The sequence below is a fragment of the Massilia sp. P2_C2 genome (assembly GCF_056404615.1).
This window is the reverse complement of record NZ_JBFUDR010000373.1, coordinates 1-5,196: the sequence shown is the minus strand read 5'-3', so window position 1 is coordinate 5,196 and position 5,196 is coordinate 1. Positions and strand designations below refer to the sequence as shown.

Below are 5,196 nucleotides of genomic sequence, written 5' to 3'. Positions count from 1 at the left end.
CTGAACAAGGAGTGCGACGCCGACGAACTCAAGACGGCCGTGCGCACCGTAAACCAGGGACGCCGTTACGTCAGCTCGCAGGTCGGCGAATTGCTGGCCCAGAGCTTCGACCGCGATCCCAACACCGCGCTGCATACGGAGTTGTCGGACCGTGAATTCCAGGTGTTCCTGCGCCTGGCCAAGGGCGCGACCGTGTCCGACATCGGCAATGCCTTGTCGCTGTCGATCAAGACGGTCTCGACTTACCGTACTCGCATCATGGAAAAGATGGGTTTGCAGTCGAACAGCGACCTGACGTACTACGCCATGAAAAACAACCTGCTCGATTGAGTGGGGTGGGCCGAAAGCCAAGGTTCCCTGCCTTTCGGCCTGCAACTGTTAATAGCAGTTTGTTATTTGCTATGCAGAATTGTTAATTGCGCGTCGTCATCGCGCTACATTTCCTCTTCCGCACGCCTAATCGAGCTCCATGGCAACTTTTCCCGGTCTATAATGACTCGGATAGGCCAAGCTGCGAAAGGAATGACAGAGGATGTTTTTCACCACCGACCCCAGATTCAGGCCGGTTCGCAGCCTTCCGTTGTACCAGACCCTGCTGTGTGTCGTGTGCGTCCTGATCCTGGTCCTCAACGGTGTCAGTCTGGTCCGCAACCTGGACGGACTGAAGGCTGCCAACGCACGCCAGGCGCAGGCCGACCGCGTGACAGGCAAGCTGCAATACCTGAACCTGCTCGTGACCGACGCGGAAAGCGGCCTGCGCGGCTATTACCTTTCCGGCTCGGACACCTATCTTGGTCCGCTGCGCACGGCCCAGCGCGAGCTCGACGGCCAGTTCGACAACCTCAAGACGCTGCTGGCCGACAATCCTTCCCAGCTGAAGAACCTCGCCCAGTTGCAAACCCTCGTCACCCGCCGCATCAACCTGATGAACCAGGGGCTGGACGTCTACCGCCACGGCGGCCTCTCCGACATCGTCGCCATCGCCCAGACGCAGGAAGACAGGACCCACATGGACGAGATCCGGCTGCAGGTCGTGATCATGACGGGTGAGCAGAACGAACTCGTGGCGGCGGGCAGCAAATCGTTCTACGAGCGCTACCGGCTGGCGGCGCTGCGCGGGCTCGGCATCAATGTCGCCGCGCTCGTCACGCTCGTGCTGTTCTACAACCTGATCCGGCGCGGCTTCCGTGCGCGCCTGAACGCCGAGCGCGCCCTGCAGCAGACCAATGACCACCTGGAGTCGCTCGTGGCGGAGCGTACGGAGCAGCTGTCCGTGCTGTCGCGCCACCTGATCCGCGTGTCGGAAGACGAAAAGGCCCGCCTCGCGCGCGAGTTGCACGACGAGATGGGCGCCAACCTGACGGCGATCGGCATGTACCTCGCGTCTGTGGGCGATCAATTGAAAATCACTCATCCGGATCAGGCGGCCACGCTGGGACGTGCCCGCGCCACGCTGATCGAGACCGTGGAGCTGAAGCGCCGCATCGTCGAAGACCTGCGGCCCAGCCTGCTCGACAACCTCGGCCTGTCCGCCGCCCTGCAGAGTTATTGCGAGGACTTCGGCCGCGTCACGGGCGTTGCCTGCGAGGCGCTGATCGAGGGCGACGTCGATGGCGCCGGGCCGATGCAGGCGATCGCGCTGTTCCGCATCACGCAGGAATCGCTGAACAATGTCGCCAAGTATGCGAAGGCGCGCCACGTCGTCGTGCACCTGGCGCGCGAAGGGGAAGCGTTCACGCTGGAGGTCAGCGACGACGGCGTCGGCATTCCGCCCGACGCGATGCGCCGGCCGAAATCGCATGGTTTGCTGGGAATGCGAGAACGCGCGTTGTTGCTGGGTGGGACGTTGCGGGTGAACCGCGGCGGGAATGGCATCGGCACGACGGTGCATGCATGTGTGCCTGTGACGGAGCATTGCGTCGACTCCGGCGGGACCGCGTCAGGCGGTACCCTGGCCGGAACGACACTCGATATCCCTGCGCTGACGGCAAGGCTAAGCAATCCGGTGAACGATGCCGACCCAGGACAGGCAAAAGCGAGCCCGGCGGCGATACAACTGCAGAATCCGTTACAAAGTCAGTTGCGGACGGTCAGGGCCCAGTCGCCGGCGGCGAACGCAGGCCGGGACACCGCGCCGCTCATGCGCGCGACACATCCATCAGCAGACGGTCATACTCGCTTTTAGCGACCTTGTAGCATTCGCCCGCATAGTCTTCCAGGCCCTGGCGGTTCAGCACCGTGATATTGCCGCGGCGGTACTGGATCAGGCCTTCGTCCTGCAGCTTGCCGGCGGCGGCGGTGATGCTTTCGCGGCGTACGCCCAGCATGATCGAAATCAGTTCCTGGGTCACTTTCAGCTCGTTGCTCGGCGAACGGTCCAGGCGGTCCAGCAGCCAGCGGCACAACTTCTGCTCGATCGAGCTGTGGCGGCCGCCGACGGCGTTCTGGGCCATCTGGGCGAACAGCGCGTTCGTATAGCGCATCAGCAGCTGGGGCAGGGCCCCGCCCTTGTTGAAGGCGTCGCGCAGATATTGCGTCTTCAGGCGGTAGCCATAGCCGGCGCTCTGGACGACGGCGCTGCAGGTGGCGCGCTCGCCCATGAACAGCGACACGCCGACGGCGCCTTCATGGCCGACGACGGCGATTTCCGTGGTCGCGCCGTCTTCCATCACGTACAGCAGCGAGACGATGGCCGTGGTCGGGAAATAGACGTATTCCAGCTTGCTGCCGTATTCGAAGAGTTCCTTGCCGAAGGGCAGCGGAACCAGTTCCAGGTGCTCAAACAGGGTTTCCAGGTCTTGGCGCGGCAGGGCCGCGAGCAACTCGTTTTGTTGGGTGCCGCTGTAGCTCACAACCGGTCGGGCCGCCATCTTGATGTCTTCACTGGTCGATGGGATCTGGTTAACCGATTGCGCTTTCTTCTGAGCAGCGTTACCGAGTTGGAGATTATTCATTTTATCCTCGTTATCTCTGACTTACATCGTTGGGGGCGATTGCTTGGATGGGTTTCCTCATCGCGATGTGTGTACATTAATGCCATAGTCTCTTGCCGAACATAAGACTAGCTGTCGCCCCCATGTAGGCTCCATGCATGATGTTTTGTCAGTGCAGTCCTACTAGAGGGAAACACCGGCGACCCGTCATTTATGTGGCCTAGGCAACCAAAATCCCTCGTTATATTGCCCCCAAACGCAACTCGACAATCGGCGCCCCGGACCCCATGCGTATCAGCCCGCGTTATGCCGTCCGGATACTCCGGCACCGGGATGCAAGCGGCCGCGAACGCTTGTGAATCTGGCAAATCCTCTTAAAAAGTTGGTAATTTCCAGCTAATTCGGCCAGACGGACCGTATCTTTGCGGCCAAAAAAGCGCGATTTCATCGTTTTTTTCGACCATAGAAAGCAAGGTTGCGCTAATATTGACGTACGGAAACTTTCCCCCCCTTTGCATATGAAAACTCGTTTCCTGTCCGTGCGGCGCGAACGCGGGTTCACGCTGATCGAAATCCTTGTCGTAGTGGCGATCGTCGGCATTCTTACCGCCATCGCGGTTCCCGCTTACCGGGACTACGTCATCCGGGCGCGCCTGACGGAGGCATTCTCGGGGCTCGGCAGCGTGCAGACGGCCGCCGAGGACTACTGGAACAGCAATAGTTCGCATACCTACGTCGGCTTCGATCGACTGCCGCCCAACAGTGCCAACTTCACGTTTACGCTGAGCAGCGCGACCGCGTCCGCGTACACCGTGACGGCGACTGGCGCGGGCCCGGTGGCAGGCTTCGTCTACACCATCGACCAGAACGGCAACCGTGCCACCACCGCGACGGCGGGCGGGTGGGGAACGAGCACCTCATGCTGGATCGACCGCAATGGCGGCCAATGCGTGCAATGACATCCACTATCGCGACGCCGCGCCGGCAGGGACGCGGCTTTACCCTGATCGAGGCGATCGTGGTCGTCGCGATCATCGGCATCACTCTGTCCGTCGGACTGCCGTCGATGTCGAATTGGCTGCTGGGCCGGAAGGCCCTGGCGGCGGCCGTGTTTTACCAGGATGGCTTCACGCTCGCGCGCAACACGGCCATCGCCCACAACAGCCACAGCCGCCTCGTGCTTAGCGAGAACGCCGCCAACGGCAAGATGGACTGGCGCGTGGACATCTGCTTTCCGACGTCGGGCATGCCCTGCAGCGATGATGCGGGCAGCTGGTCCACCGCGACGACCGCCGCCGACAACGACCCGGACCCCGCCCGGGGCTTCCGCTCGATCGCGCGCAGCGCGGGCACCATGCCGGGCGAAAACGACCTGGACCAGGCCGTGAGCCCGTCCGGCGCCACCGAGGTGTATTTCACGCCGCTGGGCTGGGTCGACACGACCGTCGCGCCGCACCTGACACGCATCGACATGGCGCCGGCGCTCGCGCGGGCGAACGCCTTCGCGCCGCTGGCCGTCGTGTTGACGCTGGCGGGTGTCGCCACCATCTGCGACCCGGCCGCGCCGGCGCACGACGTCCGGGGGTGTCCGCCGTGATCGCGCGCCGCCAGCAGGGCATGGCCCTGATCGAAGCCATTGTCGCCGCGGTGCTGCTGGCCATCGGCCTGCTCGGCGCGATCGGCATGCAGGCCCGTTCGACGAGCGCGCTGGCCGACGCCGGCATGCGCGCGGAGGCGACCATCGCAGCCGACAAGCTGCTCGGCATGATGGCCGTCGACCTGCCGAACGCGGGCGCGTACGCGCTGGCAGCCGGCGCGACGCCGACCACGCGCCTGCAGCCGTGGTACGACGACACGCGTGCCCACATCCCGAATGCCCGGATCGTCGTCGACGTCGTTCCCGCCACGGGCCGCACGCGCGTGGCGATCACGATTTCCTGGACCCGCAAGACCGGCGCGGCGCAGAACGCGCACCGGATCGTGTCTTACCTGGCGGCGGCGACATGAGACACCAGTCCAGCAGCCGCCAGCGCGGCTTCTCGCTCGTCGAGCTGATGGTCAGCGTCATCATCGGCCTGCTCGCGCTGCTGTTCGCGTTGCGCATGGTCGGCGACGCCGAGCGGACACGCCGTTCTGCCTTGGGCGGATCGGACGAGATGCAGAACGGCATGGTTGCATTGTTCTCGCTCAGCAACGACGCGGGTGGCGCCGGCTTCGGCCTGAACGACCCGATCATCGCCGGCTGCAATACCCAGTTCAGCGA

7 protein-coding genes are annotated in these 5,196 nt (G+C 63.5%); 6 read left to right on the top strand and 1 reads right to left on the bottom strand.

The annotated features are described in order from the left end of the window. Both AC1DYX_RS27385 and AC1DYX_RS27380 read left to right on the top strand, forming a co-directional pair. Positions 1-330 (top strand): LuxR C-terminal-related transcriptional regulator (locus AC1DYX_RS27385; RefSeq protein WP_477264773.1); only part of this gene is annotated, 330 nt, incomplete at its 5' end. Between the two features lie 202 nt (positions 331-532). Beyond that, positions 533-2,185: a CHASE3 domain-containing protein gene (locus AC1DYX_RS27380; RefSeq protein WP_477264771.1), complete on the top strand. Its 1,653-nt coding sequence runs from the start codon at positions 533-535 to the stop codon at positions 2,183-2,185. On the opposite strand, the gene AC1DYX_RS27375 is transcribed toward AC1DYX_RS27380, so the two are convergent. Further along, positions 2,139-2,954, bottom strand: coding sequence for a Crp/Fnr family transcriptional regulator (locus AC1DYX_RS27375; RefSeq protein WP_477264770.1), 816 nt, complete (start codon positions 2,952-2,954; stop codon positions 2,139-2,141). The genes AC1DYX_RS27380 and AC1DYX_RS27375 overlap by 47 nt on opposite strands. A 497-nt stretch (positions 2,955-3,451) precedes the next feature. On the opposite strand from AC1DYX_RS27375, the gene AC1DYX_RS27370 reads away from it, so the two are divergent. From AC1DYX_RS27370 to AC1DYX_RS27355, 4 genes are all read left to right on the top strand, one after another. Continuing rightward, complete coding sequence (locus AC1DYX_RS27370) at positions 3,452-3,892, top strand: type IV pilin protein (RefSeq protein WP_477264768.1); 441 nt, start codon at positions 3,452-3,454, stop codon at positions 3,890-3,892. Further along, positions 3,889-4,530, top strand: a complete 642-nt coding sequence (locus tag AC1DYX_RS27365) for a pilus assembly FimT family protein (RefSeq protein WP_477264766.1) — start codon at positions 3,889-3,891, stop codon at positions 4,528-4,530. The genes AC1DYX_RS27370 and AC1DYX_RS27365 overlap by 4 nt, the downstream gene beginning before the upstream one ends. After that, on the top strand, positions 4,518-4,940 hold the full coding sequence (locus AC1DYX_RS27360; protein ID WP_477264764.1) for a prepilin-type N-terminal cleavage/methylation domain-containing protein: 423 nt from the start codon (positions 4,518-4,520) through the stop codon (positions 4,938-4,940). Before AC1DYX_RS27365 ends, AC1DYX_RS27360 begins: the two co-directional genes overlap by 13 nt. Further along, on the top strand, positions 4,937-5,196 hold a 260-nt coding region (locus AC1DYX_RS27355; RefSeq protein ID WP_477264762.1), incomplete at its 3' end, for a PilW family protein. The genes AC1DYX_RS27360 and AC1DYX_RS27355, both read left to right, overlap by 4 nt.